The following is a 1310-nucleotide window of genomic DNA, read 5'->3' on the forward strand; positions in this document are numbered from 1 at the left end:
GCGCTGACCGGCCGGGTAGTAGTGCGTGGCCAGCAGCCGCACGCCATCGGCGGCCGGGATCTCCACATTGCGCCGCACACGCACCCGGTGACGCAGGGCGGGGCGCACGCCGTACAAGCGGCTGAGCAGGGTCATGGCCGGTCACCTTTCGGGCGAGGTAGATGAGTTGTCACATCGCCGACCAGGCTTCCCGGCACACCATCGAACCTCCCGCGAGAGGCCGATACGAGGACTATACCGAATTTTCAGAAATTTCTGAACACTCGGGGTGTTCGATATCCTGCTTCCGCGAGGAGGCCATGTGAACGACAGGCATGAGCAGTGGCAGGCGGCCGAACGGCTGGCCCTGACCCTGATCGAAGGCGGGCTGCAACGCATGTCCGCGCGCACCCTGGCGATCTTCCTGTTCACCGACCAGGACAGCGTCACCGCCGGCGAGATCGCCGAGCGGTTGGAGGCCAGCGCGGGCTCGGTCTCGGGCGCGATCAAATCCCTGCTGACGGTCGGGCTGATCGAACGCCTGCCCTCGCCCGGAAGCCGGCGTGAGCACTTCCGGCTCCGCGAGGATGCCTGGGCCACCCTGTTCACCAGCCAGAACACCGTCATCCAGGCCATGCTCCAGGCCGCAGCCGCCGCAATCGCCGCCACCGAGGAGGGCGATCCCGCCCATCAGCGACTGGCGCAGATGCACGCCTTCTACGACTTCCTGCTCGGTGAGCTGCCCGCCCTGCTGGAGCGCTGGCACCAGCAGAGTGGCTGACCCAACCCGCCGATCCGTCTGGCCGGGGGCGATGCGCTCAGCCCTCGACCGGTGCGCATTTGTCGTGTGAGCGGATAGCCCGAGACTCGCTGAAGCGAGGGCTGCTTTCAGCCGGTGGCGAGGAATTGGAGGATCTTCGCGGCGATGCGGGGGTAGCCAGGACCGAACCAGATCATGTGGCTGTCGGCCTGGGTGTCCACCAGTTCGGCGTTCGGCATGGTCGAGGCCAGGGACTCGGCGTGGGCGAAGGGCACCGATCGGTCGTGGCGGGTAGCGATGACCAGCGCGGGCTGGTCGACCTGTGCGGCGCAGTCGGGCACGGGAAGCATGTCGGCGACGAAGCCGCGGCCCGAGCGCATCAGGGTGAACAGGCCGGCCAGCGTGGCTCGTACGGCGGTGGACAGGCCCGCCAGGACCTGGCGCGCGGGTAGCGCTGACAGCTCACGCAGCAGCAGGCCCAGCCCCAGGGACGGGGCCAGGCGGATCAGGGACCGCATGATCGCCCAGGTGCCGGATTCCACCCAGGCGTGGAACACCGCCCGGCCGCCCA

General features: G+C 68.5%; 2 protein-coding genes. One reads left to right on the forward strand and one right to left on the reverse strand.

Annotated features, from left to right (window positions below):
* Window positions 1-301: 301 nt before the first annotated feature.
* Window positions 302-760, forward strand: a complete 459-nt coding sequence (locus AB0J09_RS64970; RefSeq protein ID WP_360714499.1) for a helix-turn-helix domain-containing protein — start codon at window positions 302-304, stop codon at window positions 758-760.
* A 107-nt stretch (window positions 761-867) separates the two neighbouring features.
* Here the strand turns inward: AB0J09_RS64970 and AB0J09_RS64975 are convergent.
* Window positions 868-1310: alpha/beta hydrolase (locus AB0J09_RS64975; RefSeq protein ID WP_360714501.1), on the reverse strand; the 443-nt coding region annotated here is incomplete at its 5' end.

The sequence above is a fragment of the Nonomuraea sp. NPDC049784 genome, from assembly GCF_040659615.1.
GTDB lineage: Bacteria > Actinomycetota > Actinomycetes > Streptosporangiales > Streptosporangiaceae > Nonomuraea.